The sequence below is a fragment of the Acidocella sp. C78 genome (assembly GCF_907164655.1).
In genome coordinates this window covers 313,965-340,056 of the sequence record NZ_CAJQZK010000001.1, presented here as the reverse complement: position 1 = coordinate 340,056, position 26,092 = coordinate 313,965, and the positions used below count along the sequence as shown (strand labels likewise).

The following is a 26,092-nucleotide window of genomic DNA, read 5'->3' as shown; positions in this document are numbered from 1 at the left end:
GCCTCAAAATACACGCGATATGCTAGTGAGGCAGAACCGCACCGGTGGTTGCACCGGGCTGAGCCGGCGCAACCGGCTCAACCGGTTCCTCCCACTCGATCGGCTCGGGTTTGCGCACCAGCGCCTGGGCAATGACCTCGTCAACATGAGACACCGCGATGATCTTCAGCGATTTCTTCACGTTATCAGGGATATCTGCGAGATCCTTCTGATTGTCCTTCGGGATCAGCACCGTGGTGATGCCGGCCCTGAGCGCCGCCAGCAGCTTCTCCTTCAGCCCTCCGATGGGCAGAACCCGCCCGCGCAACGTGATTTCGCCGGTCATGGCGATGTCCTTGCGCACCGGAATTCCCGTGAGCACCGAGACGATCGAGGTCGCCATCGCGATACCCGCCGAGGGGCCATCCTTTGGGGTCGCGCCTTCGGGAACGTGGACGTGGATGTCACGTTTTTCGAAGATCGGCGGTTTGATCCCGAAGCTGATCGCCCGTGAGCGGATATAGGAGATGGCCGCTGACACGCTTTCCTGCATCACGTCGCCGAGTTTGCCCGTCTGCTTGACGTTGCCCTTGCCAGGCAGCAGCACGCTTTCGATGGTCAGGATCTCGCCGCCAACTTCGGTCCAGGCAAGGCCCGTGACCACGCCCACCATGTCTTCCGCTTCGGTCTCGCCATAATGGAACCGCGGAACACCAGCGAATTTTTCGAGATTCTTCCGGGTAACCGCAACTTTTGTCACTTTCTTCGTGACAATGTCTTTTACCGCCTTGCGGGCAAGATTGGCAATTTCGCGCTCAAGGTTACGAACACCCGCCTCACGGGTATAGGTCCGCACGAGTTCACGGATCGCATCGTCGGATACGCTCCACTCACCGGCTTTGAGCCCATGTGCCTCGGCCTGCTTTGCGATCAGATGCCGCTTCGTGATCTCGACCTTCTCATCCTCGGTATATCCCGGGATACGGATGATCTCCATACGATCGAGCAGTGGCTGCGGCATCCGTAGCGAGTTCGCCGTGGTCACGAACATCACGTCCGAAAGATCGTAGTCGACCTCAAGATAATGGTCGTTGAAGGAGGCGTTCTGCTCCGGGTCCAGCACTTCGAGCAGGGCGGAAGTCGGGTCACCGCGCCAGTCGGCGCCAAGCTTGTCAATCTCGTCGAGCAGAAACAGCGGATTCGACGTCTTGGCTTTCTTCATCCCCTGGATGACCTTGCCGGGCATCGATCCGATGTAGGTACGACGGTGGCCGCGTATTTCCGCCTCGTCCCGCATTCCGCCAAGCGACATCCGGACAAAATTGCGCCCCGTCGCCTTGGCGATCGACTTGCCGAGAGACGTCTTGCCCACGCCGGGAGGGCCAACAAGGCAGAGAATCGGACCGCGGAGTTTCGGGCTGCGCGACTGGACCGCTAAATACTCCAGAATCCGCTCCTTGACCTTGTCGAGACCGTAGTGATCGGCATCAAGGATACGTTCGGCCTCGATCACGTCGTTCTTGATCTTGGCGCGCTTCTTCCAGGGTATGCCCAGCAGCCAGTCGAGATAGTTGCGCACCACAGTCGCCTCCGCGCTCATCGGGCTCATGGTCCTGAGCTTCTTCAGCTCGGCCATCGCCTTGTCGCGCGCTTCCTTCGAAAGCCTGGTGGTCCGGATCTTCTCCTCGAGCTCGGCGGTCTCGTCCTTGCCCTCGTCACCCTCGCCCAGCTCCTTCTGGATCGCCTTGAGCTGCTCGTTGAGATAATACTCTCTCTGGGTCTTCTCCATCTGCCGCTTCACGCGGTTGCGAATCCGCTTTTCCACCTGGAGGACGCCGATTTCGGATTCCATGTGGGCGAATACCCGCTCCAGCCTTTCGGCCACAGCCCCGGTTTCAAGCAGCTCCTGCTTGTCGGCGATCTTCAGTCCAAGATGGCTAGCAATCGTATCGGCAAGCTTCGACGGATCGTCGATCTGGTTAATGGAAACAAGAACCTCCGGCGCAATCTTCTTGTTCAGTTTGATGTATTGTTCAAACTGGGAGACCACGCCCCGAGCCAGCCCCTCGAGTTCCTTGCCCCCGACGACGACTTCATCCAGCGGCTCGGCCGTAACCTCGAAATGGCTGTCGATCTCATGGAATTTAGTAATCCGGGCGCGCCGCACGCCTTCCACGAGCACCTTGACGGTGCCGTCCGGGAGTCTCAGCAACTGCAATACGGTCGAGATCGTCCCGACTTCATAAATATCGCCCGGGGCGGGGTCGTCCTGCTGGGCGTTTTTCTGCGCCACGAGCAGAATCTGTTTGTCGTCCTTCATCACCCCTTCGAGCGCGCGAACCGATTTTTCGCGACCGACGAAGAGCGGAACGATCATGTGCGGAAACACGACGATGTCCCGCAACGGAAGTACGGCCAGACGATCGCCGTCGAGCGGCGCTTTCACAAGAGCGGTTTTGGTCTTTTTCGGTTCGGTCTCTGACATCAGACTACCTTTCGATAAGCGGCGTGCCCTGCCCTCAATCGGCACAGTGCACGGTGCCGGGCGATCCGGCCACGAGATAGATATTGTTCCACACCGGGGTTGCCGCAATGCCCCGGCATATTTCAGGTCCTGGAGCCGGACGGCGCACCGGACCGACTCGTTCAGGAGCCGGTTTCAGCGCGTTCCTTGCCATGCAAAAACAGCGGATTGGCGCGCCCCTCGGCGACTTCGCCGTTGATCACCACCTCTTCCACGGACTCGAGCCCCGGAAGATCGAACATGGTCTCCAGCAGGATGCTCTCCATGATCGATCTCAGCCCGCGCGCCCCGGTCTTGCGCTGGATTGCCCGTGATGCGACCACTTTCAGGGCGTCTTCGGTGAAGTTGAGCTTCACCCCTTCCATCTCGAACAGACGGCCATATTGCTTGACGAGCGCGTTTTTCGGCTTGGTAAGGATTTCAATCAATGCCGCCTCGTCAAGATCCTCCAGAGTGGCGACAACCGGCAGGCGTCCGATGAATTCCGGAATGAGCCCGAACTTCAAGAGATCCTCAGGTTCCACCTCACGCAGGATCGCGCCGGTGCGTTGTTCGGTAGGATCGCGCACATCGGCGCCAAATCCTATTCCAGACCCTTTCCCCCGCTGGGCGATGATCTTTTCGAGCCCGGCGAAGGCCCCGCCGCAGATGAACAGGATGTTGGTGGTATCGACCTGAAGGAATTCCTGCTGCGGGTGCTTCCGCCCACCCTGCGGCGGAACCGAAGCGACCGTGCCCTCCATGATCTTGAGCAGCGCCTGCTGCACGCCCTCCCCCGAAACATCGCGGGTGATCGATGGATTGTCGGATTTGCGGCTGATCTTGTCGACCTCGTCAATGTAGACGATACCGCGCTGGGCACGCTCGACATTGTAATCCGCCGCCTGAAGCAGCTTCAGGATGATGTTCTCGACGTCCTCGCCAACATAGCCGGCCTCGGTCAGCGTCGTTGCATCCGCCATGGTGAATGGCACATCCAGAATCCGCGCAAGGGTCTGGGCGAGCAGCGTTTTGCCCGAGCCGGTCGGGCCGACCAGCATGATGTTGGATTTTGCGATCTCGATATCGTTGTTCTTCTGTGCATGAGCGAGTCGCTTGTAGTGATTGTGTACAGCAACGCTCAGGATTCGCTTCGCGTAATCCTGCCCAATCACGTAATCGTCCAGCACCTTGCAGATTTCGCGCGGTGTCGGCACGCCATCGCGGGTTTTCACGAGGTGCGTCCGGTTATCCTCGCGAATGATATCCATGCACAGTTCGACGCATTCATTACAAATGAATACGGTCGGCCCTGCGATAAGCTTGACGACTTCGTGCTGCGACTTGCCGCAGAACGAGCAATACAGGGTGTTCTTCGAGTCTCCGGACTTCGTGCTCATCTATGCTCCAGCGGCGCCGGCAAGAAGGCCGGCGCATCAATCAAGGGACCAAGAGTAGACCTCAAGTCCCGCCGGCACAAGCATTGCGATGCTGTGCCACCACGGCTGGCCGTCGGGTGATGCAGTTATGCCTTTATTTCGTGTCCTTGGCCGGCTGCTTCGTCACAACCTCGTCGATCAGGCCGAACGCCTTTGCCTCGTCGGCGGACATGAACCTGTCTCGTTCAAGTGCCTGCTCGATCGCCTCGAGCGTCTGCCCGGTATGCGTGACGTAGATGTCGTTGAGGCGCCGGCGCAATGTGAGAATTTCGCGCGCCTGGATCTCGATATCGGCCGCCTGACCCTGCGCACCGCCGGAAGGCTGGTGGACCATGACCCGCGAATTCGGCAGCGCGAAGCGCTTCCCCTTTTCACCGGCGGTCAGAAGCAGACTTCCCATCGAGGCGGCCTGTCCGATACAAACCGTCGTCACCGGCGACTTGATGTATTGCATCGTGTCATAGATTGCGAGCCCAGCTGAAACAACGCCGCCTGGACTGTTGATATAGAAGGAAATTTCCTTCGAGGGATTTTCGCTTTCCAGGAACAGCAGCTGTGCGGCGATCAACGAACCAACCTGATCATAGACCGGGCCGGTCAGAAAAATGATCCGCTCCTTCAGCAGCCGCGAATAGATATCATAAGCGCGCTCGCCTCGCGCGGTCTGCTCGACCACCATGGGCACAAGGCTGTTCATGTAGATCTCGGTGGGGTCGCGATCCATCGGCATCTGTCTCCAAGTCAGGGCCGGACGCACCGCACCCGCATGAAATCCTGTCCTGCCGGGGGCGACGGCCGCCGTATCACGGCCGGCGCCGCCCCCTCAGGCTTCTAAGATGAGCCGGGAACAGGGTTCCGTCCACCCCCGGAAAAAAAAGAAGCTCAGTCGTCGGAGTCGGCGAACAATGCCTCGACTGTAACCTCTTCATCCGTGACCGTGGCAAGCTCGAGCGCGTAGTCCACCACCTTGTCCTCAAAGATCGGACCGCGCAGCCGGTCGAGCGCACCGGGGTTCTTCTGGTAGAACTCCATGATCATCTTTTCCTGGCCGGGGAAGCGCTGCATCTCGGCCATCATCGCGCGCCGCATGTCCTGCTCGGTGATCTGCACATTGTTGGTCCGGCCGATCTCGGCCACCAGCAGGCCAAGACGCACACGGCGTTCCGCGATGGCGCGATAATCGGCGCGCAGCGTCTCCTCGTCCTTTGCGGCATCTTCCTCATCGAGCCGCCCGGCCTGCTTCTCGGCCTCGACTTGACGCCAAATCTCGCCGAACTCGGCATCGACCAGCGATGCCGGCGACGGGAAATCGGCCTGCTCGGCCAGCATGTCGAGCAGCGCGCGCTTGACCTTCAACCGCGAGGCGCCGGCGCGGGACTGTTCAAGCCGGTCGGCAAAGAACTTGCGGAACTCGGCAAGGGTCTCGAAGCCGTTGGCCTCGGCGAACGCGTCGTCGATCACCGGCGCCACACGGCGCTTGAGCGCCTTTGCGGTGATGTCGAACGTCGCTTCCTGCCCGGCCAGTTCGGCGGCATGATACTGCTCGGGGAAGGTCACGGTAATCACCTTCGTCTCACCGGCCTTCATGCCCTCCATCTGCTCGGCGAAGCCCGGAATGAAGCCCGAGCCGCCCAGTTCGATATCGGTGTCGGTGCCGGCGCCGCCCTCGAAGGGCACGCCATCGCGCTTGCCGAGGAAATCAACGGTGAGAATATCGCCGGTTGCCGCAGGGCGGTCTTCCGTGACGATTTCGGCCTCGGCGCGTTGCTCGGCGAAGCGCGCAATCGCCTCGTCGATCTCCGCCTCGGTCACCGGCGCCTTCGGCCTGGTCAGGCTTATCGCCTTCAGGTCCGGAATCGCCACCTCCGGCAGCACTTCGAGCTCGACGGTGAATTCCAGATCGGAATCCGCGTCGGCACGAACCACCTCGACCTTCGGCTGCACCGCCGGGCGCAGGCTGCGGTCGTTGATCATCCGCTCGGTCGCCTCGTTCACCGAAGCTTCCATCACCTCGGCGGCCACCGCGTCGCCAAAGCGCTTGCGCACCATCGACAGCGGCACCTTGCCCGGGCGGAAGCCCGGCATCTGCATCGTCTTCGACAGCTCGGCGAGGCGCTTCTCGCGCTTCTCGCTGAGATCGCTGCCCGGCACGACGACGGTAAAGCCGCGTTTCAGCCCCTCGGTGAGGGTTTCGGTAACCTGCATGTCCAAACCAATCCTTACGTTACGCCATTTCCCACGTGCCGTGCGGGCACGGCAGATCGACCCTGTCTGCGGGCGGAGGGACTTGAACCCCCATGGCTCGCGCCACCAGAACCTAAATCTGGCGTGTCTACCAGTTCCACCACGCCCGCCCGAACCGGACCAGCAGGCCAGACGCGTTCAATTCCGCGCATGGCCGATCGGCGCGGACTAGCGCGCTTTGCCGTCCGCGACAAGCGAGAACGGCAAACTGGCTGAGCGCACGGTGTCAGAATCGCAAGCTCAGCCCGGCGCTGGCCATCCGTTGCTCGCCGGCGCGCCGCGCAAAGGTTGTCGCAAGATCGACCGTTGCCGAAAGTCGGCCGGCGAGGCGCGCGGTAATGCCGGCATCAGCCACGCCCCACATGGTCGAGAGCTGCGGATAGGTCGTGGTCAGACCGACCAGCGGCTCGTCGGTGAAAACGCTGGCGAACTGCCCCGGCGCGCCGGCGATCGAGGCCTGCATGCCGATCGAACCATGCGGGCGAATCGCAACGCCGCCCAGCCTCCCCCACATCGAAGCCGCAAGTCCGGCATCGAACAGCACACGCCCGAAATCCTGACCGCCCACCGCCATGGTCAGGGCCGGATCGCCGCGCTCGGTATACGGGTCGACATGCGCTTCGGTCGCATCGAGTCCCACTGTCGGTCCGAACGCCACGACGCCCCGTCGAATCATGTAGCCGGTCCGCACCGTGGCGCCGAGCGTGTGGCCGCTTGGCGACGCGGTAATCGGCGCCAGCACGCCTGGCCGGCTGATTCGGCCGAACCGGTCGATACCGTAATCAAGTTGCGCGTCGAGATAGAGATGGCGGCTTTGCGCGGCGAGATAAGCGGCAAACTGGTAGGCATCGGCATCCAGCCGCTCGCCCTCGTTCACCGTTGCGTGTTCGCGCGCATAGCCGAAGGCGAGGCCCGCGGCGAGATGGGAAGTGAGGCGGTAATCCGCGCCGGCGGTCACCGTGCCGATCTGGTCATGAAAGCCGAGGCTACCCGGCGCCGCCGCGCGCGCTCCAAATCCATAGCCGCCGGCAACAAACACCGAGAGGGCATGCCCGTTGCCCGGCAGTTCCATCGGCCCAGTATCGCCCGCCGCGGCATCGGCCAATATCGGGGCGCCGGCGAGAGCGACCGTCAGCCCCCCGGCTCCCTGCCGCAGCGAATCCATCCTGGAGTTGATCGTCCGCGCGAAGGCCGCCGCACCGGCATCGAGCAGCCGCGCCGGCACCGACAGTGACTGGAACCCGTTCAGTGCGCTCGCGACATATTCGGCGATCACCTGGTGCCCATGCGTGGTCGGGTGCACATTCCACCAGAGATACTGGTTCTGCACCGAGGCCGGCGCATAGGCGCAGGCGGAACTGGCCGAGGCGAAGCAGGCGCCGGTCACGTTGGTGAAGCCATAGGCTGCCGGATCGGCGCTGATCTCGGAGAAGATCTGCTGCTGGTTGATCAGCAGGATATTGATCCCGAGCGAGGCGTGCATCTGCGCGGCCAGGGTCGTAAGCCCGGCATTATGCGCGGCGATGATCTCGTCGCCGAGCGCCACCAGTTGCGGCGTGCCATTCACCGTCGGCACATTGCCAAAGGGCACCAGATTTTGCAGCACGATCTGCCGCGCCCCCAGCGCGGCCACCTGCCGGATCGCCTGTCCGGTCTGGGCGAGCACGGTCGTCACGTTCTGGCTGACGATCTGCTGCGCAAGCGCCGGATCCGCGCCGACCAGCGCCTCCGTTGCGAAATAATTGTTCCCACCAATCCAGATCCCAACCACGTCGGCGGGGGAAAAATGCCCACCCGATGCGGCGAAACCCTGGATTTCCTGCAATTCGTTGGGTAGGCCGGGCAGCAATGTGGTCGGAAAATTGGCGAGATTGTTATAGGTCACGCCATTGGCCACCAGTGGTCCGGCAAAAGCGCCGCCTACCGCATAATCATTCGAGGGCTTGAAGTTCAGCCCGGTGAGCCCCGGAAGGTATTCCGCCCAGACCGGCCCGTTAGAGAATCGGAAGCCGACATAGGGCGGTGGTGGATAGGGAACGCCGGTCAACCGCGGAATATTGCCATTGTCGCTCAGACTGTCGCCAAACACGTAAAGGCTTCCTGGCGCCTGCGCTCTTACCGGCGCCGACCCCGCGAATGCGGCCACGATTGCGCCCATCGCCAGTCTTCGAAAGGATATCTTGAAGGTCATCTCGCTCCCCTTTGTTCATCCCGAATTTGGCTGCTTTAAGCCGATATGGACAGGATATTTCCCATTACGGAGCAATTATGTCGCAGTCGAAATTTCCTGGTCAAATAAAAATTTCGCGCACTAGAATTTTGCCTGCCCGGTAGCGCCGGGGCTGATCAAGCTGGAGTTCAGCCGCTCAAGACGCTGCGGTGACCTCGTAGGGGCGGCCGGCCAGCGCCTCGATGAGTACGCCGCGCAATTGTGCGAGCTTGCGCTCGTTCTGCACTTTCAGACCGAACACGTCCTTCACGTAGAACACGTCGACCGCGCGGACTCCATAGGTGGTGATATGCGCCGAGGCGATCTGCAGGCCCTGCGAGGTGATCGCAGCGGTGACATCGTGCAACAGGCCCGGCCGGTCGCGGCCGTTCACCTCGATGACGGTGTGCCGATTCGACGCGCTGTTGTCGACGACGACGCGCGGCGGCACGTGAATCGCACGCATCCGGCCGCCGACAACGCTGTTCGTTGCCTTCTCGATCTCGGTGGCGAGGCGCAGCCGGCCAGACATCACCTGCTCGATCACGGCTGAAATCTTGGCCAGCCGATGCGGCGATTCCAGCGATCCGCCCCCGGCATCCTGGATCCAGAACGTGTCGAGCGCCATGCCGTCAGTCAATGTGTGGATGCGCGCATCAACGATCGTCGCCCCGGCGACCGCGAGTGCCCCGGCGATACGGCTGAACAACCCCGCATGGTCAGCGGTATAGACCACGACTTCGGTGACCGAGCGCGCCGGCAGCGGTTCCGCGGCGACGGTCAACGGCGCGTCCCTGTGCCGCGCATCGCGGATCATTCGGCCGTGCCGCGCGATGCTCTCGGGATCGAAGCCAAGCCAGTAGCCGGGATACCCCATGTTGAGAAAATCATCGCGCTCGGAATCCGGCCAGTCGGAGAGCAGTTCGGCCACCATCTGCTTGACCCGGGACACACGGGCGTCGCGCTCGGTCGTCGCCAGCCCCCCCTCGAGCACCTCGGCAACGCGAGCATAGATCTCGCGCAGCAAGGTGGCCTTCCAGCCGTTCCAGACCTTGGGAGAGACGGCGCGGATGTCCGACACCGTCAGGATCAGCAACAATCTCAGCCGCTCGGGCGACTGCACCACATCGGCGAGGTCGAGGATCGTCTTCGGATCATCGATGTCGCGGGAAAACGCTGTCTGGCTCAGCAACAGGTGGTGCAGCACGAGCCAGGAGACCATTTCGGTTTCCTCTGGATCGAGCCCGAGCGCCGGGCCGATGGTCAGCGCCAGCTCGGCGCCGATCTCGGAATGATCGCCCCCCCTGCCCTTCGCGATGTCATGCAGCAACAGCGCGACATAGAGCGCCCGGCGCGACTGCACGTGATGCGCCAGCCCGCTCGCCACCGGCACGATCTCTGAAAGTTCGCCGCGCTCGATCGCATTCAGCACCCCGATCGCGTGGATCGTATGCATGTCGACCGTATAGACATGGTAGGAATCGAACTGCATCTGCCCGACGATCCGCCGCCAGTCGGGCAGATAGCGCCCGAGCGCGCCAGTTTCGTTGAGAATGGCAAGCCACTGGGCGCCATCCTGCCGGGCCTCGCCATCGCCGCAGAGAAGATCGAGAAACAGTGCCGCGGCGCGCGGGTCGGTGCGCAATTCCGCGGTGCGACGCGCGCCACGGATCATCGCCCGAAGGGCGAGCGGATGCAGTTTCAGCCCCCGATCGCGCGCGACCTGCAGGATACGCAGCAGCTGGATGGGTTCGGCCAGCGGTTCGCGGCCGGTGACAAACAGGACCTTGCCGTCCGCCAACACGAAGCCGGCATCGAGCAGTGCTGCATCGGTTGCCGGCGCGATCGCGGGCGGCCCGAGCGCTGCGCGCACCACGGCGGGCTCCAGCACGCCGGTCACCCGCGCCACCTCGCGAACCACCAGGAAATAGTGCCGCATGAACCGTTCGACGCCATCCTGCCGCCCGTGCCGCGTATAGCCCATGCGCGCGCCAATCACCGGCTGCAAGTCGAAGGTCAGCCGCTCCTCGGCGCGGCCGGCGACATAGTGCAGGTGAAAGCGTACGGTCCAGAGATAGTCCCAGGCCCGCTTGCAGGCGCGTGCCTCCGTGGCGCTGAGAATGCCTCCGCCAGGCGCGCCAGCGCCGACCAGTTCGGTCATGGCGAATGTGCCGAACACGTAGCGGGCAAGCCAGTAGAGCGTTTGCAGATCCCGCAGCCCGCCTTTGCCCTCCTTTATGTTCGGCTCGACCATGAAGGGCGTGTCGCCGAACCGCTTGTGGCGGGCGGCGCGTTCGGCCTGTTTCGCGGCGATGTAGCCTGCCGGGCTGCCGGCGGCGCAATCGTGACGAAAGGCCTGCTGGAAATGCGCGAACAGCGGCCGGTCGCCCGCGATGCAGCGGGCATCGAGCAGCGACGTGCGTATCGTGCTGTCACCCTGCGCCTCGGTCAGGCAATCGGCTGTCGAGCGCGTCGCGTGCCCGACTTTCAGCCCGAGATCCCACATGAAATACAGGATGAATTCCACCGCACGGAGCACCCGCGCGGAGGGTTCGCTATCGGTCAGGAACAGCAGATCGATATCGCTGAACGGCGCAAGCGTGGCGCGGCCGTACCCGCCGGTCGCGGCAACCGCGAGGCGATCCCCTTCCTCGACCGGCAGCAGATCGACCGCGTAGCCGATCAGAGCGGCAAGCAGCTCGTCCATCAGCCCTGAAAGCAGACGAGCCGCCGCAAGGCCGGACATGTCGCCCCGCTCGAAGCGGGTCTGTACATGGGTTTGCAGGCGGGCAAGCTGACGGCGAACGATGCCGAGCGCGTCATCCCGCGATGGCGGGTTGCCACGCGGCAGCGCACGCGCGAGTTCGGCACCGATATCGGGGCGGCCGATGACCACCTCCTGCGGTGGTGGCGGGATCATGGCCGCCTGCATGACGGGCGGAAAGTCGCGCGGCGGCTGGGTGGAGTTCGACATGTCATTCCTTTTCTACCGCGCCATCCGCCCTGTCGCCAAGGAACTTTCGCCGCCAAGCATAGATCAGCTCCAGCGCCGCGCGCGGCGAAAGCTGGTCAGGATCAGCCTCCGCGAGCGCCGCATGCCAGCCATCCGCCACCGGCAATTCCGCTTGCGGCGCAGGCGCCTCGCCCACCGCGGCAAAAAGCGGCAGCGCGCCGGCCTCGCCGCCACCGCGCTCGGCAGCGCGCAGCAGCGCCTCGGCCCGGCGGATCACCGGCTCCGGCAGCCCGGCGAGTTTCGCGACATGCACGCCCCAGCTCCGCTCCGCCGCGCCCTCGATTACTTCGTGCAGGAACACGACGCTGCCCCGCCACGACTTCACCCGCATGGTACAGGGCCGCAACCGCGGCAGCGCTGCGCCGAGCTGCACCAGGTCGTGGAAATGGGTGGCGAAGATGCTGCGGCAGCGGATGGAGCCGTGCAGCGCCTCCAGCACCGCCTGGGCGATCGCGAGCCCATCCCGCGTGCCGGTGCCGCGGCCGATCTCGTCGATGATGACGAAGCTGCGCGGCCCGGCCTGGTTGAGGATCGAGGCCGTCTCGATCATCTCGACCATGAAGGTCGAGCGCCCCGCGGCGAGGTCGTCGGCGGCGCCCACGCGGGAGAACAGCCGGTCCACCAGCCCGATCCGCGCCTGCTCCGCTGGCACCGGCAGCCCCGCCTGGGCCAGGACGATGACCAGCGCGTTCTGCCGCAGAAAGGTGGACTTGCCGGCCATGTTCGGCCCGGTCAGCAATATTAGCCGCCGGTCGGGCGAGAGGTTGGCATCATTAGCGATGAAGCGCGTGCCGCCAGGCAGCGCCGCCTCCACCACCGGATGCCGCCCGGCGGCGATGTCGAACGCCGCATCCTCGGAAAGCTCCGGGGCGCACCAGCGCCCGCTCTCGGCCAGCGTCGCCGCCGATTGCAGCGCATCGAGCCGCGCCAGCGCCGCCGCGCATGCCGCCAGCGCCGCCTCCTCGCGCATCACCGCGGCGAGCAGATGGTCGAGCACCAGCGCCTCCCGCGCCGCCGCCCGTTCATGCGCCTCGGCGATCCGCCGGTCGAGGTCGGACAATTCGGGATGGGTGAAGCGCGCCGCCGAAGCCAGCCCCTGCCGCAGGATCAGCTCCGGAAACGCCCGCAGCGTCTCGACCGAAGCCGCCGGCGCCTCCAGCACATAGCCGAGCTGGTTGTGATGCCGCACCTTGAGACTGGCGACGCCATAGCGCGAGGCAAGCTCGGTCTGCAGCGCCGCGATCACCTGCCGCGTGTCGTCGCGCAGCCGGCGCTCGGCGTCGAGTTCACCGTCGAACCCCGCGCGGATCGCCGGCGCGTCGCCGATCCGCGCCGGCGGTGTTTCAACCAGCGCGGCCTCCAGCAGCGGTGCCAGCTCCGGCCCCGCTGCCAGCCTCGCGACGTCATCCGATAATGGGTGCGCGGGATCGGCGGCGACCGCTGGCGCCAGTCCCTCGGCCACGGCGCGCGCAGCGGCGAGCGAATCCCGCACCTGGCCCAGATCGCGCGGCGACAGCCTGCCCGCCTTCCGCCCCGCGAGGCCGAGCCGCGCGAGCGCGCGGGCGAGGTCCGGCGCGCCGCGCAGCGATCCGCGCAGGAACGCAAGCGTGCCCGGCGCGTCGAGCAGGCTCTGCCAGCCGGCCTGCCGGGCGCGCAGCGGGCCGATCGCATCGAGCGGCGCGGCGATCCAGCCGGCGAGCATCCGCGCCCCCGCAGCGGTCACAGTGCGCCTCACCGCGCCGAACAGGCTGCCAGCTTCGCCGCCATCGGCCGTGCGCAGCAGGTCGAGGCTGGCGCGGGTCGCCGCGTCCATGGCCAGCAGCCCGGTCTCGCCGGCACGTACCGGCCGGGCGATGCGCGGCAGCGTGCCGGCCTGGCTGCGCTCGACATAGCGCAGCGCCACCGCCGCCGCCTGCGCCTCCTGGTCGGTGAAGGCGCCGAAGGCGTCGAGCGAGGCCACGTCGAACAGCCGGGCGAGATCGCGCCGGGCCAGCTCCGCCGCCGGCGCCGGGCCAGCATCGGTGCGCCGGCCTTCATGCGCGCCAAGTTCGACATCCGCTCCGGAAAGAATTTCCGCCGGGTCCAAACGACCGAGCAGCGCAGCGAGTTCGCTCCCCGCCAGATCGGCGGTCTCGAACGACGCGGTCGAGACGTCGAGCCAGGCGGCGCCGACCCGCCCATCCCGGGGCACCAGCGAGAGCAACAGGCTGGCGCGGCCTGAATCGAGCAGCGCCTCTTCGGTGATCGTGCCGGGGGTGATGAGCCGGACCACAGCGCGCTCGATCAGCGCCTTGCCGCCTCTCGCCCGCGCCGCCTCCGGCGCCTCGACCTGCTCGGCAACCGCGACGCGGAATCCCCGCCGGATCAAACGGGTAAGATAGGTGTCGCGCTGGGAGACCGGCACGCCACACATCGCGATCGGCTCGCCCTGATGGGTGCCGCGCGCGGTCAGCGCGATGTCGAGCGCCGCCGAGGCCGCCTCGGCGTCCTCGAAGAACAGCTCGTAGAAATCACCCATCCGGAAAAAGATCAGCGCGTCCGGATAATCGGCCTTGGCCCGGAACCACTGCGCCATCGCGGGGGTTGCGCCGGCGGCGCGCTCGGAGATCATGGTCTCTCTCTAGCCGAGGAGATGGCCCGCGCGGAAGAGCACGGCAAAATGTCGATGGCCGGAAATAATTTCCGTCCATCTCGCCGACGGGGAAAATCAAGTTGAATTTGGAGAAAAAATCCGGCATGAGGCGTCCATGCCCAAAACCACAGACGAAATCATCGACCTGCTGGGCGGCGCCGATGCGGCGGCCCGGCTGACCCAGGTTTCGACCGAGGCCGTGCGGAAGTGGCGCAGCGCCGGGGCGATTCCCGCACGGCACTGGCCGGCGGTGATCGCCGCCACCGGCCTGTCCCTGGCCGATCTTTCAGGAGACGTTTCAATGGAATCCGAAACCACGAAACCGGACGGCGCAACCGCGGCTCTGGTATTGGGCGACGGGCGCGTGTTCTGGGGAAGCGGCTTCGGCGCGCATTCCGCCGGCGTGCCCGCGGAACTCTGCTTCTCCACCGGCATGACCGGCTATCAGGAAACCCTGACCGACCCCTCCTTTGCCGGGCAGATCATCACCTTCACCTTTCCTCATATCGGCAATGTCGGCGCCAATCCCGAGGATATCGAGGCGAGCGCAAGCTTCGCCCGCGGCCTCGTGATCAACCGCGACATCACCCAGCCCTCCAACTGGCGCGCCGCCGAAGGGCTGGCCGCCTGGTGCCGCCGCATGGGCCTGCCCGGAATCGCCGGGGTCGACACCCGCGCCATCACCCGCACCATTCGTGACGATGGCCCGCCCAACGCGCTGATCGCCTATCCCGAGGACGGCCGCTTCGATATTCCCGCCCTGATCGATCGGGCCCGCGCCTGGCCCGGACTGGAGGGCATGGACCTCGCGCGCGAGGTTTCCTGCACCCAGAGCTACGAATGGACCGAAACGCTGTGGGATCTCGCGCACGGGTTCGGCCGGCAGGACACGCCGAAATTCACCGTTGTCGCCGTGGATTACGGCGCGAAACGAAACATCCTCCGCAATCTCGCAAGCGCCGGCTGCCGGGTCATCGTCGTCCCCGCCACCGCCTCGGCCGAGGATATTCTCCGCCATCAGCCGGATGGCGTGTTCCTCTCCAACGGCCCCGGCGATCCGGCGGCAACGGCTGAATACGCCGTGCCGGCGATCCGCGGCGTGCTCGACGCCGGCAAGCCGTTGTTCGGCATCTGCCTCGGCCACCAGCTTCTCGCCCACACGCTCGGCGCGACAACCTACAAGCTCGCCCGGGGCCATCGCGGCGCCAACCAGCCGGTGCAGGAACTCGCCACCGGCAAGGTCGAGATCACCAGCCAGAACCACGGTTTCGCGGTCGATGAAGCGAGCCTCCCCGAGGGCGTGACGGTGACGCACCGCTCCCTGTTCGACGGATCGAACGAGGGCATCGCCTGCCCGGCGAAGAACTGCTTCTCCGTGCAATACCACCCCGAGGCCAGCCCTGGCCCATCGGATGCCAATCACCTGTTCCGGCGCTTTGTCGCGAAGATGGAGGGCTGACCATGCCGAAACGTACAGACATAAAGTCGATCCTGATCATCGGCGCCGGCCCCATCGTCATCGGCCAGGCCTGCGAGTTCGACTATTCCGGCGCCCAGGCCTGCAAGGCGCTGCGCGAGGAGGGCTACCGGGTGATCCTGGTGAACTCCAACCCGGCCACGATCATGACCGATCCCGAACTGGCCGATGCCACCTATATCGAGCCGATCACGCCGGAGATGGTCGAGAAGATCATCATCAAGGAACGGCCGGATGCGGTGCTGCCCACCATGGGCGGGCAGACGGCGCTGAACACCGCAATGTCGCTCGCCAAGGCCGGCACGCTGGAGAAGCACAGCGTCGAGCTGATCGGCGCCCGCGCCGAGGTGATCGACCGCGCCGAGGACCGGCTGAAATTCCGCGACGCGATGGCCGAGATCGGCATCGAAAGTCCGCGCAGCGCCATCGCCCACACGATGGAGGAGGCCCGCGCCGCACTCGACCTCGTCGGCCTGCCGGCGGTGATCCGCCCCTCCTTCACCCTCGGCGGCACCGGCGGCGGCATCGCTTATAACCGCGAGGAATTCATCGAAATCGTCGCCGGCGGGCTCGACGCCTCGCCGACCACCGAGGTGCTGATCGAGGAGAGCGTGCTCGGCTGGAAGGAATACGAGATGGAGGTGGTCCGCGACCAGGCGGACAACTGCATCATCGTCTGCTCGATCGAGAATATTGACCCGATGGGCGTGCATACCGGCGATTCCGTCACCGTCGCTCCCGCGCTGACGCTCACCGACCGCGAATACCAGCTGATGCGCGACGCCTCGATCGCCTGCCTGCGCAAGATCGGCGTCGATACCGGCGGCTCGAACGTCCAGTTCGGCGTCAACCCGGCCGACGGGCGCATGGTCATCATCGAGATGAACCCGCGCGTCTCCCGCTCCTCGGCGCTGGCATCGAAAGCGACCGGCTTTCCCATCGCCAAGATCGCGGCGAAGCTCGCCGTCGGCTACACGCTCGACGAGCTGCGTAACGACATCACCCGCGTCACCCCGGCGAGCTTCGAGCCGACGATCGACTATGTCGTCATCAAGATCCCCCGCTTCACCTTCGAAAAATTCCCCGGCACGCCGGCGCTGCTGACGACCTCGATGAAGTCGGTCGGCGAGGCGATGGCGATCGGCCGCTCCTTCCCCGAGGCGTTGCAGAAGGGGCTGCGCAGCCTGGAAACCGGCCTCGCCGGGCTCGATCCGGTCGAGAAGCCGGGCGATGGCACGCGGGACGCCTTCCGCGCCGCGCTCTCCACCCCGCGGCCGGACCGGCTGCTGATCGCCGCCGAGGCGCTGCGCGCCGGGCTGACGGTCGAGGAAATCCATGCCGCCTGCAAGTTCGACCCCTGGTTCCTCCGCCAGATGGAGGACATCGTCGAGGCCGAACGCCGCGTCGCCGCCGAAGGCCTACCCGGCGACGAGATCGGCATGCGCGCGCTCAAGGCGCTCGGCTTCTCCGACCGCCGCCTCGCTGGCCTGACCGGCCAGAGCGAGGTGGATGTGAGCAAGGCGCGCCTCGCCCTTGGCGTCACCCCGGTCTATCGCCGCATCGACAGCACCGGCGGCGAGTTCGCCTCGGCGACGTCGTACATGTTCGCGACCTATGAAGGCGGCTTCGGCGCGCCGGTCTGCGAAGCGGAGCCAAGCGAGCGGCGCAAGGTCGTCATTCTCGGCGGCGGCCCGAACCGGATCGGCCAGGGCATCGAGTTCGACTATTGCTGCGTCCACGCCGCCTATGCGCTGCGCGAGGCCGGGTTCGAGACCATCATGGTCAACTGCAATCCCGAGACCGTCTCGACCGATTACGACACCTCGGACCGACTCTATTTCGAGCCGCTCTTCGCCGAGGACGTGCTCTCCCTGCTCCGCCGTGAACAGGAGCGAGGCACGCTGCTCGGCTGCATCGTGCAATATGGCGGACAGACTCCGCTCAAGCTCAGCCAGGCCCTCGCCGAGGCCGGTATCCCGATCCTCGGCACCTCGGCCGACGCGATCGACGCCGCCGAGGACCGCGAACGCTTCCACGACCTGCTGCGCTCGCTCGGCCTGCGCCAGCCGGAAAACGGGCTGGCCCGCTCGGCCGAGCAGGCGGAGGCGATCGTCGAGCGGATCGGCTTCCCCGTCGTCATCCGCCCCTCCTACGTGCTGGGGGGCCGGGCGATGGAAATCGTCTACGACATCGCCAGCCTGCGCCGCTACATGCGCGAGGCGGTGGTGGTCTCCGGCACCAACCCGGTGCTGATCGACCGCTACCTGAACGACGCGATCGAGGTCGATGTCGACTGCATCGCCGATGGCCAGAGCGTCTATGTCGCCGGCGTGATGGAGCATATCGAGGAGGCCGGCATTCATTCCGGCGACTCCGCCTGCTCGCTGCCGCCCTATTCGCTCTCCCCCGCCATCGTCGCCGAACTCCGCGCCGAGACCGAGGCGATGGCGAAGGCGCTCAACGTGATCGGGCTGATGAACGTGCAGTTCGCGATCCAGGGCGAGAACGTTTATGTGCTGGAGGTCAATCCGCGCGCCTCGCGCACCGTGCCCTTCGTCGCCAAGGCGACGGGCGTGCCGGTCGCAAAAATCGGCGCGCGGGTGATGGCCGGCGAGGCGCTGGCCTCATTCGGGCTCGATGACAGCGTGATGCGCAGCCATGTTGCGGTGAAGGAAGCGGTGTTCCCCTTCGCCCGCTTCTCCGGCGTCGACGTGCTGCTGGGCCCCGAGATGAAGTCGACCGGCGAGGTAATGGGCCTCGATGTCAGCTTCGCCCGCGCTTTCGCCAAGGCGCAGCTCGGCGCCGGGGTGAAGCTGCCGCAGGCCGGCACGGTGTTCCTCTCGGTGCGGGACTCCGACAAGCCGGCGATCCTCGCGATTGCCCGCCGCTTCATCGATCTCGGCTTCGAGATCATGGCGACGCGGGGTACCGCCGCGCATCTTTCCGAGGCCGGCATCGCCGCGCGGGCGGTGAACAAGGTGCTGGAGGGACGGCCGCACTGCGTCGACGCGATCCGCTCCGGCGAGGTGCAGCTCGTCATCAACACCGCCTCCGGCGCGCAGACCGTGGCGGACAGTTTCGACATCCGCCGCCAGGCGCTGAACCATGGGGTGCCGCACTACACGACCATCGCCGGCGCGCGGGCGGCCTCGCATGCCATCGCTGCCCTCGCGGCGGGTAGCCTTGAAGTTGCGCCACTTCAGTCGTATTTTGCACAATCGTTTCGATGACCGTGGTGCCGGGCTGTCCTGGCCCGCGCATTTTTCGCTCATCCCCCTGTCGGATGGCTTAACCTGACTGAAGGAACTGCCGTGCAAAAATTCCCGATGACCGGGCCCGGACTGCAGAATCTCGAAACCGAGCTGCGCCACCTCAAGTCCGAGGAGCGGCCGGCGATCATTCGGGCGATTGCCGAGGCCCGCAGCCACGGCGACCTGTCGGAAAACGCGGAATACCATTCCGCGCGCGAGCGCCAGTCCTTCATCGAAGGGCGGATCGCCGAACTCGAGGAGATCATCTCCGCCGCCGAGGTGATCGATCCGTCCACCCTGTCGGGCGACACGATCAAGTTTGGCGCCCATGTCGAACTCGTCGACGAGGAGTCCGACAAGGAGGTCACCTACCAGATCGTCGGCGTTCACGAGGCGGACATCAAGGCCGGGCGGATTTCCGTGACCTCGCCCCTGGCCAAATCGCTGATCGGCAAGAAGCCGGGAGACACCGTCTCGGTGCCGGCTCCCGGCGGCGACCGCAGCTACGAGATCCTCGCCGTCCGGTTCGGCTGAAGCCTTGGTCACCCTCGCCGATATCGAGGCGGCGGCCGGCCGGATCGCCGACGCGGTGCTGCGCACCCCGCTGGTGCGCGCGGATGCCCTTTCGCGCGCGACCGGCGCCGACATCCATCTCAAGCTTGAAAACCTCCAGGCGACCGGCGCCTTCAAGGAACGGGGAGCCGCGAACCGCATCGCCCTGCTGACGGCGGCCGAGCGCAAATCCGGCGTGATCGCGATGTCGGCCGGCAACCACGCCCAGGCTGTGGCGCGCCACGCCCAGCTCGCCGGCATCCGCGCCACCATCGTGATGCCGCGCTTCACCCCGACCACCAAGGTCACCCGCACCCGGGCCTGGGGCGCGCAGGTCGTGCTGCACGGCGAAACCCTCGCCGAGGCCGCCGCCCACGCCCACGAACTCGCCGCCCGCGAGGGGCTGGTCTTCGTCCACCCCTATGACGACGCCGACGTGATCGCCGGCCAGGGCACGCTCGCCCTCGAAATCCTCCAGGATCTGCCGGACCTCGACGCGCTGGTGATCCCGACCGGCGGCGGCGGGTTCATCGCCGGCTGCGCCGTGGCAACGCGGGCGCTGCGGCCGGAGGTCGAGATCCTCGGCGTCGAGGTCGAAAGCTATGCCGGCTTCGCCCAGGCGCTCGCGGGGCAGGAAATCAAGGTTGGCGGCGCCACCATCGCCGAGGGCATCGCCGTGCGCGATATCGGCCAGTTGCCGCTCGCGCTGCTGAAGGAACAAAAAGTTGAGGTTCTGGTCGTGCCGGAAGCCGCGGTCGAACAGGCGATCGCGATGCTGGCCGAGAGCGGCAAGATCGTCGCCGAAGGCGCCGGCGCCGCCGCCCTCGCCGCGGTGCTCACCTTCCCGCAGCGCTTCGCTGGCCGCCGGCTCGCCCTGCCGATCTGCGGCGGCAATATCGACACCCGCGTCCTTGCCAACACGCTGCTGCGCAACCTGATGCGCGATGGGCGGATCGTGAAGGTGCTGATGGAAATCCCCGACCGTCCCGGCGTGCTGGCCGACATCGCCGCCCGCATCGGCGATCAGGGCGGCAACATCATCGAAGTCGTCCACCAGCGCCAGTTCGCCTCGCCGACCGTCCAGGCCGCGCATCTCGAAGTGATGTTCGAGGCGCGCGACGCTGCCCATGGCCGCTCGATCACCGAGGCGCTGGAAGCCGCCTACACCGTCCGCCGGCTCTGAGCGCCGGCCGGCGCTCAGATCACGAACGCGCCGGCGCGCATCACCGGCGTGACCGAGCCGTCGGCGTTCAAGCCATCGACATCCATCAGCGCCGAGCCGATCATCCAGTCGACATGGATGAGGCTTTCGTTGGCGCCGCGCCCGGCATCGCACCCGCCCTCCATGTTGAGCGCCAGCGCCTGGCCGAGCGCTATGTGACTGGCCGCGTTCTCGTCGAACAGCGTGTTGCGGAAGATCACCCCCGAACGCGATACCGGGGAAGCATCCGGCACCAGCGCCACCTCGCCGAGGCGGCTCGCCCCCTCGTCGGTCGCGATCAGGGCGCGGAACACGTCCTCGCCCCGCTTCGCCTTCGCCTCGACGATCCTTCCCGCCTCGAACCGCACCTCGATGTCCTCGATCAGCGCACCGCCATGCACGAGCGGCTTGCTCGCCCGCACCGTGCCGTTCACCCGGTCGCGATGCGGCATGGTGAAGACTTCCTCGGTCGGCATGTTCGGCATGCAGGCCGTGCCATCCTTCGATGTCGCGGACCCGCCCGCCCAGAGATGCCCGTCGGCGAGGCCGACTTCCAGGTCGGTGCCGGGGCCACTGAAGCGCAGCGCGGCGAAGCGGCGGGCGTTCAGCACGTCGCACCGCGCACGCAAGGTCGCGACATGAGCGTGCCAGGCGGCGACCGGATCGGCCTCGTTGATGCGGCTGACCTCGAAAATGGCATCCCACAGACGCGCGACCGGGTCGGGATCGTCGGGGAAGACCGATTTCGCCCAGCCCGGCGTGGCGAAGGACAGGATCGACCAATTGGTGGCGAAACTGCTGATCAGGCTGCGCACCGGCTTCATCGCCCGCGCCATCGCGCGCTGAGCGCGGCCGATCCGCGCCGGGTCGCAATCGGCGAGCAGCATCGGGTCGGTGCCGACCACGGTCAGCATCGCCGCCCCCTCGCCGATCGACTTGGCGACCCCTTCGTACAGCCAGGCCGGGGCGAAATCGAAACTGTCCTCGCTCGCCTCGCGGAACCGGGCGCGCTGGATCATATCGTCGGCGAAGAAGGGAATCACCAGCGCCGCGCCGGCGCGATAGGCATGGGTCGCGATCCGGTCGACCAGGTCGCGCGCCTCGATCGGCGCATTGACGATCAGCTCCTGGCCCGTCTGCACATTGACGCCGATCCGGACGGCGACCTCGGCCAGCCGGTCGAGCTTCTCTTCATGCGTCATGGCGCGTCTCCCTCGATGATCATGCCGTCAAAGGCGGGCTCGAAGCCGGCGGGCAGCGTGTCGCACAGCGTGCGGTAATCCATGTCGAGTCCCATATGGGTGAGTATGGTGCGGCGCGGCCGCAGCGCTTTCGCCCAGTCGATCACCTGACCGAGATAGGCGTGGGTGGGATGTGGTCCTCGCTTTGTAAAGCAATCCACGATCCAGGTGTCCACGCCCTCAAGCAGGGCGAACTGGTCGGGCGTGAAGCGCACCACGTCCGGACAGTAGGCGACAGTACCGACGCGCAGCCCGAGCGAGGGAATAAACCCGTGATCCTGGCGGATGAAGCGCACCGGCAGGCCGGCGATGGTCCGCGTTTCACCCGCGAGGATCGTGTGCGTCTGCAAAACCGGGCGGAAGAAGCCGGGCGGCTCCCAGGGGCGGAACGCGTAGTCGAACCGCTGGCGCAGTTCCACCCAGGTGCGCTCGTCGGTATAGGCGTCGATCGGAGTGCCGCGGAGGCGGTTGAGGATGCGGATGTCGTCGAGCCCGGCAATATGGTCCGCATGCGAATGGGTGAAGATCACCGCGTCGATCCGGTCAATCCGCTGTTCGGTCAGCTGCACGCGGATTTCCGGCGCGGTATCGACGAGGATTCGCTGCCCATCTTCGGCGGTGAACACCACGCTGGCGCGCGTGCGGCGGTTGCGCGGCTCCGCCGGGTCGCATTGCCCCCAATCGCCAGCCCCGTCCGGGCCGCCGATCTGCGGTATCCCGGCCGAGCCGCCAGTGCCGAGCAGCGTGAGCGTGAACCTCATGAAGCCTTGGCGAACAGGTGGTTGAAATTGGCGGTGGTGAGATCGGCGAGTTCGGCCATCCCCATGCCCTTCACCTCGGCCAGCACCTTGGCGGTGTGGACGGTATGCGCCGGCTCGTTGCGCTTGCCGCGGAACGGCACCGGGGCGAGATAGGGCGAGTCGGTTTCCACCAGCAGCCGCTCGCGCGGAATATCGCGCGCGATCTCACGCAGCTCGGCCGATTTCGGAAAGGTGAGAATGCCGGAGAAAGAGAAGAAACCGCCAATCGCCAGCGCCCGCTCGGCCAGCTTCCGGCCCGACGAGAAGCAGTGAAGCAGAAAGGCGAAAGGCGCCTTCGCGTGCTCGTCCTCCAGCATGGTGGCGATGTCGTCATCCGCGTCGCGGGCATGGATGGCGAGCGGCAGGCCGGTCATTTGCGCCGCGCGGATATGGGCGCGGAAATTCTCCGCCTGAACCGCGCGCGGCGCCTTGTCGTAGAAATAGTCGAGCCCGGATTCGCCGATGCCGATCACCCGTGGATGCAGCGTCATCTCGGCGATTGTCTCCGGGCTGGGCACGCCCGCCTCGCCGCCGGCATTGTGCGGATGCACACCGATGCAGGCGAACACGCTGGGATCGCTCTCGGCGATGGCGATCGCGGTTTCCGACTGGCGCAGCGAGGTGCCGATGGTCACCATGCGTTCCACCCCGGCCTCATGCGCGCGAGCAATGACGGCGGGGCGCTCGGCCTCGGTGAAGTAGTCGAGATGGCAATGAGAATCGATCAGCATTCGCCCTATATAAAGGTGCCGGCGCCGGATCGGAACCGCGCTTGACCCGCGCAAGCGCCTCGGTCCATCTGCGGGCGGCAGATGAGGGAGAATGCGATGACCAGGCCGGTGATGCTGACGATACTCGACGGGTTCGGCTGGCGCGAGGATCGCGCGGACAACGCCGTGGCCCAGGCGAACACGCCGCATTTCGACCGTCTCTGGCGGGAATCGCCGCACGCCTTCCTCAACGCCTGCGGCCGCGATGTCGGCCTGCCCGAGGGGCAGATCGGCAATTCCGAAGTGGGCCACACCAATATCGGCGCGGGCCGGGTGGTGATGCAGGAACTGCCCCGGATCGACAGCGCGATCGAGGACGGTTCGCTCGCCGAGAACGCCGATCTGCGCCGCTTCATCGACGCGCTGCGCGAATCGGGCGGTGCCTGCCACTTGCTTGGCCTGGTCTCCCCCGGCGGCGTGCATGCGCATCAGCGCCACATCGCCGCCCTCGCCGGCGCGGTCGCGCAGGCCGGGATTCCCGTCTTCGTCCACGCCATCACCGACGGGCGGGACACGGCGCCGGAAAGCGCGCCGGACTGCCTCGCCTGGCTGGGCGGCGCGCTGCCGAAAGGGGCGGAGATCGCCACAGTAATCGGCCGCTATTACGCCATGGATCGCGACAACCGCTGGGAGCGGGTCCGCCTCGCCTTCGACCTGTTCACCGAAGGCAAGGGCAACCACGCCGACGATCCCGCCGAAGCGGTGAGGGCGAGCCATGCGGGCGGCGTGACGGACGAGTTCGTCAAACCGGTCGTGATCGGCGGCTATCAGGGCATGCGCGACGGCGACGGCCTGTTCTGCGCCAATTTCCGTGCCGACCGCGTGCGCGAGATCCTCTCCGCCCTGCTCGATCCGGGCTTCGATGGCTTCGATCACGCCCGGCACATCCGCTTCGCCGCCGCCCTCGGCATGGTGACCTACTCCGATGAGCTTGCGCATTTCATGCACACACTGTTCCCGCCGCAGCGGATGGACGATCTGCTCGGCGAGGTAGTCGCCCGCGCCGGCAAGCGCCAGCTGCGCGCGGCGGAAACCGAGAAATATCCTCACGTCACCTACTTCCTGAACGGCGGGCGGGAAACGCCGTTCGAGGGCGAGGAACGCATCCTCGTCGCCTCGCCCAAGGTCGCGACCTACGACCTGCAGCCGGAAATGTCGGCGCCGGAACTGACCGACAAGGTCGTCGCCGCCATCGACTCCGGCCGCTTCGACCTCATCGTCCTCAACTTCGCCAACCCCGACATGGTCGGCCACACCGGCTCGCTCCCCGCCGCGATCAAGGCGGTGGAGGCGGTCGATGCCGGACTCGGCCGAATCGAGGCGGCGATCCGCGCCCAGGGCGGGACGATGATCGTCACCGCCGATCACGGGAATTGCGAGATGATGCGCGACCCCGAAACCGGCGGCCCGCACACCGCGCACACGCTCAACCGCGTGCCGGTGCTGCTGGCCGGCGGGCCGGCGGCGGCGAAGCTGCATGATGGCCGCCTTGCCGACCTCGCGCCCACGCTTCTCGCCCTGCTTGGGATTCCCCAACCGGAGGCGATGACCGGGCGGAGCCTGATCGGCGCCTGATGCCTTTGGCCGCGCGCCGCCGTTCCGCGACCGCCGCGCTGTTGGCCGCGATACTTGCTGCCGGCACAGCGCGGGCTGATCAGCTGGGCACGGCCCGAAACCGTCTCGATCAGGCGAACGCGGCGGCGCAACGCCATCGCGCCGCGGCAGCCGCGGCGGCCAGGGCGGAAGCCGCCGCGGCGGCGCGGCGGCAGGGACTGCTGACCCAGGAAATCGCTGCGAATGCCGCCTTGCGGGCCGCCGAAGACAAGACCGCCGAGATCGTCAGCCGGCTGGCCGATCTGGCGACCAAAACAGAGGCGGCGCGAGCGGACATCGAGGCATCGTCCGCAGCCATCGCACCCTTGCTGCCAATCATCATCAGACTCGCGCGGCGGCCAGCGGCAACCCTCATTGCCGCCGGTTCGGCGCCGGGCAAGGCCGCCGAAGGCGCCCTGGCAATGCAGGGAATGACCCGGCAGATCGCCGCCCGGGCGCGCTCCCTGCAGGCGGCACAGCAGCGCTACACGGCATTGTCCCTGCAACTTCAAGATCAAAAGACCCGGCTGGTCGCGGCCATCGCACGGCAGAAGGCCGGCGATGCGGCATTGCAGGCGGCCATCGCGGCTACCACCGCGGCAGAAACCCGGGCTGGGCGCCGCCGTTATGCGGAAGCCCGGCAGGCGGCCAAGGCCGCAAGCCAGGCACATGACCTCGTCGGCGTGATCAACCGCCTCAAGCAGGCCCGCGCCGCGGCTGCCCAGGCCGCGGCCGCCCGCGCAGCCGCCGCGCGAATCTCGCCTTCGGTGCCGCCGAAAATCCTCGCGAACGCCCCCGTCGCTGGCCGGCTGATCCGCGCTTTTGCCAGCGCCACGGCGACCGGCCCGGCAACCGGCGACACCTTCGCCGCATCACCCGGCGCCGTGGTCAGCGCGCCTTGCGGCGGCGGCGTGGTGTTCGCGCGTCCCTTCGCGAGTTATGGTAAGCTGATGATCATAGACTGCGGGGCTGGATACGATTTCGTGATGGCGGGGTTCGAGCGGTTCGATGTATCGGTAGGCCAGCATGTCGAGCCCGGCCAGCCGGTTGGTCGCATGCCGGCATTCGACGCGCACAACCCCGGAAATCAGCCGCGGCTTTATGTCGAGTTGCGGCATGACGGAAAGGCAGTCGATCCGGCTGAGCGCATCGGTGCCGGAACAGCGAACCGCTGACCCGCCCATTTCC

General features: G+C 66.3%; 16 protein-coding genes and 1 tRNA gene. 6 read left to right on the top strand and 11 right to left on the bottom strand.

The window, feature by feature from the left end; genetic code table 11:
• Nucleotides 1-22: 22 nt before the first annotated feature.
• The 8 genes from lon to mutS all read right to left on the bottom strand — a co-directional run bounded on the left by lon (nt 23) and on the right by mutS (nt 13,998).
• A complete protein-coding gene (gene lon, locus ACIDOCELLA78_RS98430; RefSeq protein ID WP_201727618.1) occupies nt 23-2,464 on the bottom strand; it encodes an endopeptidase La in 2,442 nt (813 codons plus the stop codon).
• A 161-nt stretch (nt 2,465-2,625) separates the two neighbouring features.
• A complete protein-coding gene (clpX, locus tag ACIDOCELLA78_RS98425) occupies nt 2,626-3,882 on the bottom strand; it encodes an ATP-dependent Clp protease ATP-binding subunit ClpX (protein ID WP_201727617.1) in 1,257 nt (418 codons plus the stop codon).
• A 133-nt stretch (nt 3,883-4,015) separates the two neighbouring features.
• The gene (gene clpP, locus ACIDOCELLA78_RS98420) at nt 4,016-4,645 is read right to left on the bottom strand and encodes an ATP-dependent Clp endopeptidase proteolytic subunit ClpP (RefSeq protein WP_201727616.1); all 630 of its coding nucleotides are present in this window, start codon (nt 4,643-4,645) and stop codon (nt 4,016-4,018) included.
• Between the two features lie 158 nt (nt 4,646-4,803).
• Complete coding sequence (tig, locus tag ACIDOCELLA78_RS98415; RefSeq protein WP_201727615.1) at nt 4,804-6,126, bottom strand: trigger factor; 1,323 nt, start codon at nt 6,124-6,126, stop codon at nt 4,804-4,806.
• 67 nt (nt 6,127-6,193) lie between these two features.
• Nucleotides 6,194-6,275, bottom strand: a tRNA-Leu gene (locus ACIDOCELLA78_RS98410).
• Between the two features lie 116 nt (nt 6,276-6,391).
• Nucleotides 6,392-8,254, bottom strand: coding sequence for an autotransporter domain-containing protein (locus tag ACIDOCELLA78_RS98405; RefSeq protein ID WP_249674943.1), 1,863 nt, complete (start codon nt 8,252-8,254; stop codon nt 6,392-6,394).
• 277 nt (nt 8,255-8,531) lie between these two features.
• Nucleotides 8,532-11,348 (bottom strand): [protein-PII] uridylyltransferase, encoded by a 2,817-nt coding sequence (locus ACIDOCELLA78_RS98400; RefSeq protein ID WP_201727613.1) that lies wholly within the window; start codon nt 11,346-11,348, stop codon nt 8,532-8,534.
• A 1-nt stretch (nt 11,349) separates the two neighbouring features.
• Nucleotides 11,350-13,998 carry a DNA mismatch repair protein MutS gene (mutS, locus tag ACIDOCELLA78_RS98395; protein ID WP_201727612.1) on the bottom strand — a complete coding sequence of 883 codons (2,649 nt, stop codon included), beginning with the start codon at nt 13,996-13,998 and terminating at the stop codon, nt 11,350-11,352.
• A gap of 136 nt (nt 13,999-14,134) precedes the next feature.
• Between mutS and carA the strand changes: the two genes are divergently transcribed.
• From carA to ACIDOCELLA78_RS98375, 4 genes are all read left to right on the top strand, one after another.
• Complete coding sequence (gene carA, locus ACIDOCELLA78_RS98390) at nt 14,135-15,478, top strand: glutamine-hydrolyzing carbamoyl-phosphate synthase small subunit (RefSeq protein WP_201727611.1); 1,344 nt, start codon at nt 14,135-14,137, stop codon at nt 15,476-15,478.
• Between the two features lie 2 nt (nt 15,479-15,480).
• On the top strand, nt 15,481-18,726 hold the full coding sequence (gene carB, locus ACIDOCELLA78_RS98385) for a carbamoyl-phosphate synthase large subunit (protein ID WP_201727610.1): 3,246 nt from the start codon (nt 15,481-15,483) through the stop codon (nt 18,724-18,726).
• An 81-nt stretch (nt 18,727-18,807) separates the two neighbouring features.
• Nucleotides 18,808-19,281, top strand: coding sequence for a transcription elongation factor GreA (gene greA, locus ACIDOCELLA78_RS98380; RefSeq protein WP_201727609.1), 474 nt, complete (start codon nt 18,808-18,810; stop codon nt 19,279-19,281).
• A 4-nt stretch (nt 19,282-19,285) separates the two neighbouring features.
• Complete coding sequence (locus ACIDOCELLA78_RS98375) at nt 19,286-20,482, top strand: threonine ammonia-lyase (RefSeq protein WP_201727608.1); 1,197 nt, start codon at nt 19,286-19,288, stop codon at nt 20,480-20,482.
• A 14-nt stretch (nt 20,483-20,496) separates the two neighbouring features.
• Here the strand turns inward: ACIDOCELLA78_RS98375 and ACIDOCELLA78_RS98370 are convergent, their stop codons facing one another.
• From ACIDOCELLA78_RS98370 to ACIDOCELLA78_RS98360, 3 genes are read right to left on the bottom strand one after another with little or no spacing between them, the layout of a single operon-like run.
• Entirely contained in the window at nt 20,497-21,702 is a 1,206-nt protein-coding gene (locus ACIDOCELLA78_RS98370; RefSeq protein ID WP_201727607.1) for an aminopeptidase, read from the bottom strand.
• On the bottom strand, nt 21,699-22,502 hold the full coding sequence (locus ACIDOCELLA78_RS98365) for an MBL fold metallo-hydrolase (protein WP_201727606.1): 804 nt from the start codon (nt 22,500-22,502) through the stop codon (nt 21,699-21,701). Before ACIDOCELLA78_RS98365 ends, ACIDOCELLA78_RS98370 begins: the two co-directional genes overlap by 4 nt.
• The gene (locus tag ACIDOCELLA78_RS98360) at nt 22,499-23,272 is read right to left on the bottom strand and encodes a TatD family hydrolase (RefSeq protein ID WP_201727605.1); all 774 of its coding nucleotides are present in this window, start codon (nt 23,270-23,272) and stop codon (nt 22,499-22,501) included. The genes ACIDOCELLA78_RS98365 and ACIDOCELLA78_RS98360 overlap by 4 nt, the downstream gene beginning before the upstream one ends.
• A gap of 96 nt (nt 23,273-23,368) precedes the next feature.
• On the opposite strand from ACIDOCELLA78_RS98360, the gene gpmI reads away from it, so the two are divergent.
• Together gpmI and ACIDOCELLA78_RS98350 are read left to right on the top strand one after the other, a co-directional pair.
• The gene (gene gpmI, locus ACIDOCELLA78_RS98355; RefSeq protein ID WP_201727604.1) at nt 23,369-24,886 is read left to right on the top strand and encodes a 2,3-bisphosphoglycerate-independent phosphoglycerate mutase; all 1,518 of its coding nucleotides are present in this window, start codon (nt 23,369-23,371) and stop codon (nt 24,884-24,886) included.
• Nucleotides 24,886-26,079, top strand: coding sequence for a murein hydrolase activator EnvC (locus tag ACIDOCELLA78_RS98350; protein WP_201727603.1), 1,194 nt, complete (start codon nt 24,886-24,888; stop codon nt 26,077-26,079). The genes gpmI and ACIDOCELLA78_RS98350 overlap by 1 nt, the downstream gene beginning before the upstream one ends.
• Nucleotides 26,080-26,092 lie beyond the last annotated feature (13 nt).

Bases quoted from the DNA above. Each gene is read 5' to 3' on its own strand.
- clpP (WP_201727616.1), bottom strand. From the start codon at position 4,645: ATGGATCGCGACCCCACCGAGATCTACATGAACAGCCTTGTGCCCATG.
- mutS (WP_201727612.1), bottom strand. From the start codon at position 13,998: ATGATCTCCGAGCGCGCCGCCGGCGCAACCCCCGCGATGGCGCAGTGG.
- lon (WP_201727618.1), bottom strand. From the start codon at position 2,464: ATGTCAGAGACCGAACCGAAAAAGACCAAAACCGCTCTTGTGAAAGCG.
- ACIDOCELLA78_RS98370 (WP_201727607.1), bottom strand. From the start codon at position 21,702: ATGACGCATGAAGAGAAGCTCGACCGGCTGGCCGAGGTCGCCGTCCGG.
- tig (WP_201727615.1), bottom strand. From the start codon at position 6,126: ATGCAGGTTACCGAAACCCTCACCGAGGGGCTGAAACGCGGCTTTACC.
- ACIDOCELLA78_RS98365 (WP_201727606.1), bottom strand. From the start codon at position 22,502: ATGAGGTTCACGCTCACGCTGCTCGGCACTGGCGGCTCGGCCGGGATA.
- gpmI (WP_201727604.1), top strand. From the start codon at position 23,369: ATGACCAGGCCGGTGATGCTGACGATACTCGACGGGTTCGGCTGGCGC.
- clpX (WP_201727617.1), bottom strand. From the start codon at position 3,882: ATGAGCACGAAGTCCGGAGACTCGAAGAACACCCTGTATTGCTCGTTC.
- ACIDOCELLA78_RS98400 (WP_201727613.1), bottom strand. From the start codon at position 11,348: ATGTCGAACTCCACCCAGCCGCCGCGCGACTTTCCGCCCGTCATGCAG.
- ACIDOCELLA78_RS98360 (WP_201727605.1), bottom strand. From the start codon at position 23,272: ATGCTGATCGATTCTCATTGCCATCTCGACTACTTCACCGAGGCCGAG.
- carB (WP_201727610.1), top strand. From the start codon at position 15,481: ATGCCGAAACGTACAGACATAAAGTCGATCCTGATCATCGGCGCCGGC.
- ACIDOCELLA78_RS98350 (WP_201727603.1), top strand. From the start codon at position 24,886: ATGCCTTTGGCCGCGCGCCGCCGTTCCGCGACCGCCGCGCTGTTGGCC.
- carA (WP_201727611.1), top strand. From the start codon at position 14,135: ATGCCCAAAACCACAGACGAAATCATCGACCTGCTGGGCGGCGCCGAT.